Here is a 3365-nt window from a genome sequence, read left to right as displayed (position 1 = left end):
TAAAGCAACATGAGTAATCCTCGAACCGCAGCTTGGGGATCTTTTATTTAGGGGCGGTATGTTATTAGGCGGTTACGAATTTTCATAATATAAAATGTGCCGAAGCTGTTAAAAATTTAGTTAATGTTGCTAAATTAACACGAGATAATAACTTGAGTACATTTAATTTTAGCGGTCTTGATTTAAATTTAACGACGCTAAATATGACTAAACTTAGCACATTATGCATAGATGGGAAACTTAAAACAGCAAATTTTAATCAAGCATATTTAACAGAAGAAACATTTCAGTCATCTGGTCATTCGGCAGCTATACATACGATGTGCCGGGTGGATAACAATTTACTTTCTATATCCGCCGGTGGGATATGGGCATATAATTTAGATACAGGCAGTTTTAAAATTTTGTCAACATATAAAGGCGAGCAGGTTATGTCATCTGTATACTCAAAAAAAACAGGACGCTTATTGACCGGTGATAGAAACGGTACATTTTGTGTATGGGACTGTTCTATTGATAACGGAAATATTATAATTTGTTTAAAACATTCATGCAATCTGAAAGGATCTGTTCAACAAATATTATCGACAGATAATCAGGATGTATTTTTTATATCAGTTATAGATGGAAGTATATATCGTTTTGATTCTAGAAGTGAAAACGATTTTTCTCTTGTATTTAGATTTGTACAATTAGAACGAGCTAAGTGTAAAATGGTATATGATTATGATAGGCTTTATTGTTCCTATGGCAAACAAATACGTGAACTAGTATTTGACCACAACTTTATGGTGATACAAAATAACTTATGGCACGAAATAAAGTGCATGGAAGATGCATATATATATGATATTAAAAAGACTGGATGGAATGATGATTTAGAGCTAATTATAAATATTCGAGGAATAACAAAATCAGTAATTGAATTAGTATCTGAATCCGAATCAGTGATTATTGCAGATAACGCACATGATCATAATAAACGAACTGATAAGTTTATAGGCTTCAACAATATTGCAGTATCATGTAGTGGCTGCAAATTTGTATTAACGAGTAATTCGCAATCAAAGTCTATGCCTAATATATATGAATATAGTAGAACTAATATGATAAGCAATGACTTTAATTTGCAAGTTTATTATGGGAAACAAATTGCAGAAGTTGAGGATGCATTATATTTGGACGATAACAAAATAATAACTTGTTCTGTAGACAGATCACTTCAAATAATTGATACTAAAAATGAATTGGTTTCAGAATATTTGCCGGGACATTATCATGGAATACATACTTTAGATGTAATCAGCGAAAATGAAATATATCTTGCCTCCTATTCAGGCTCTATAAGTTGCTGGAAAAAGGTTAGGCATATGTATAATTGGAAGTGTAAAAAGGTATTCCAGGCACATGACGATTGGATCTGGGATCTAAAACATTACTTCTATAATAAGGTTTTATATGTTGCAGCTTCTTCATACGATCAGAGCATCAGTATTTGGAACACTTCAAACGAAATGTTGGTTTGTAAAATACCGATGAACGGCAGAGTCCTTTCTATAGAATTCACAAATAACGGCAATTTGTGGGCTATAACTGACTTGGGCATTATTGAGATTTATAAAATAGACTTTATAAATAATCGATTTTATAAGTTGTGCCATGCTGACTTGAATAAACAATTCAACTGTAAATGCAGAAAGCTAAAAATTATAAATGACAGTTTGGAGACCACGACAGCGTTAGTTCTTGCTGAAACTACTAAAAATAGACCTATTGTTATTAATATAAAAATTCTTGGTAAAGATAAATTACAAATCACAGAATGCACAGACATAAGTGGTTTAGTTCCTGACTCGGTTTTTTTACGTGCTATTGACGTTTTAGATTCTGATAGGAATCGTACATATCATATTGCCGGTAACTATGATGATGAGAAAAAGTCTGAATTTGCTTTGGTATATGACGGAACAAATAATCATTCTGTGTTAGCCAATGACCGTGAAAATGAAAATAATAGTGGCATAAGTGCATGTATATTATTCAATTACAAAAATAATCTATATGCAGCTACAACAGCTTATTCATATAGCATGTGCATATACAGAGTTGAAGAAAACTGTCAAACTGTTTTTTTGAAAAAGCTCACGCATGACGACCAACTTCTTGACGTAAAATTTTTAGGATCAACCTTATTTTCTGCTTCATTAAGTGGAAAAGTCTTTTCTTGGGATTTTGATAAGGTGATTGCTTCTGAAAAATCAAATTTGAACTTTATGGATTCAGATTTCTGCAAGGCAATAATTCAAAATATGTCAGGATTCAACATGGTAGATGTCGACTTTTTAAACAGCGATACTACAATGTGGAGCGATGATTTCAGGCAAAAAATTGAACAGTATTCAAAAAGATATAATCATGGAGGATGTAATGACTTACGAATTTATCACTAAAAATGGCATGCCGATGATTCAAATCTCTGCAATTAACAATACTGGAATTGCAGAAGGATATTGCAGCACGAGAAACGGCGGTACTTCTGAAGGAGAATGGGGCTCATTAAATTGTAGTATTTACAAACCTTTGGATATTGAGAACAGCCGTAACGATTTTAGATTGTTTTGTTCAGCGATAAATGTAGATCCTAATATGGTAATTACAAACAGACTGATTGCAGGTACAAATATTGTAAGGATTGTTACAGAGGCGGATTTAATAGATATATATAATGAACCAATTGCTCCGAGAGCAGACGGTTTGATTACTAATTCAAATAAGATTACTTTGTACATGTATTCGGCAGATTGTGCAATCATCCAATTAGTTGATACAAAAACTAAATCAATAGGAATGCTACATGCAGGATGGAAAGGAACACTTAATGGGATTATTTCTAATACTGTTAATGCAATGCATGACGCTTTTGGTGCTGATCCTTCAAATTTAATTGCAGTAATTTGTCCGTCAATCGGCAAATGCTGTTTCGAGGTCGGAAACGACGTGGCAGTTCAATTCAAAAATGCTGGTTTAGGTGATTTTATATCAGATAAATATGAAAAGCCGCATATTGACTTATTCGGTGCTAACAAAGAGATGCTGATCAGGGCAGGTTTAAAAGAGCAAAATATCTCTGTAATTGACTTATGCACTTTTTGTCATTCGGATCTGTTACATTCATATCGACGTGGACCGATTAAAGACGGTAAGCATTTGAACGGTATGAATGGTATGTTTTTAAGACTTATCTAAACAACAATATAATCAGGAGTATAACAAAAGCTTTTAAAGCCGAAAGTTATACTCCTTTTTTATCAGACCTTTTTGTTTTAAAAGCAGAAAGGTCTATTTTTATGTCCATTTTTAAGACA

2 protein-coding genes are annotated in these 3365 nt (G+C 32.8%); both read left to right on the top strand.

Features of this window, described 5'->3' with window-relative positions; all coding sequences use genetic code 11:
- The first annotated feature begins 152 nt into the window (after nucleotides 1-152).
- On the top strand, nucleotides 153-2450 hold the full coding sequence (locus AB5123_RS14050) for a hypothetical protein (protein WP_368364973.1): 2298 nt from the start codon (nucleotides 153-155) through the stop codon (nucleotides 2448-2450).
- Nucleotides 2428-3246 carry a polyphenol oxidase family protein gene (locus AB5123_RS14045; RefSeq protein ID WP_177444806.1) on the top strand — a complete coding sequence of 273 codons (819 nt, stop codon included), beginning with the start codon at nucleotides 2428-2430 and terminating at the stop codon, nucleotides 3244-3246. Before AB5123_RS14050 ends, AB5123_RS14045 begins: the two co-directional genes overlap by 23 nt.
- Nucleotides 3247-3365: the final 119 nt, after the last annotated feature.

Source organism: Ruminococcus sp. RTP21204st1_B2_RTP21204_210225 (assembly GCF_040914135.1).
Lineage (GTDB): Bacteria > Bacillota > Clostridia > Oscillospirales > Ruminococcaceae > Hominimerdicola > Hominimerdicola aceti.
The sequence above is the reverse complement of the archived record's forward strand: the minus strand, read 5'-3'. Positions and strand labels throughout refer to the sequence as shown.

Coding starts and splice junctions, on each gene's coding strand:
- AB5123_RS14045 (WP_177444806.1), top strand. CDS start 2,428: ATGACTTACGAATTTATCACTAAAAATGGCATGCCGATGATTCAAATC.